The following is a 330-nucleotide window of genomic DNA, read 5'->3' on the forward strand; positions in this document are numbered from 1 at the left end:
CTGCTCGAGCGTCACCCGATCGGCGAGCCGCGCCATGGCCGCGACGAATTGCTCGGCGAGGTCCAGGATCGACATGCGGCCAAAATCGATCCGCTGTCGCTCGGCAAGGTCGAGCAGCACGTCCATCGGTCCGTCGAACCCATCAAGATGCAGCACCGGGCTGCTCGGAAGCCGCGGCGGCGCCTCCCAATCATCCCAGAGCGGATCGCTGGCCGCACCGGTCGTCGGCTCGAGGTCAGCCATCGCGATAATCGGGGCGGAGGTCGAAGACCAAAGCCGGCCAACGCTGGCCGAGGCTCGCAAACGCCGCCCAGGGCGTCCAATCCGCCG

At 68.2% G+C, this 330-nt stretch carries 1 pseudogene; it reads right to left on the bottom strand.

From position 1 onward, the window contains the following. Positions 1 to 243, bottom strand: a pseudogene (locus GSQ83_RS30065) (hypothetical protein); the annotation flags it as partial. Between the last annotated feature and the right edge of the window lie 87 nt (positions 244 to 330).

It is taken from the genome of Acidisoma sp. L85 (assembly GCF_009765865.1).
Classification (GTDB): Bacteria; Pseudomonadota; Alphaproteobacteria; order Acetobacterales; family Acetobacteraceae; genus Acidisoma.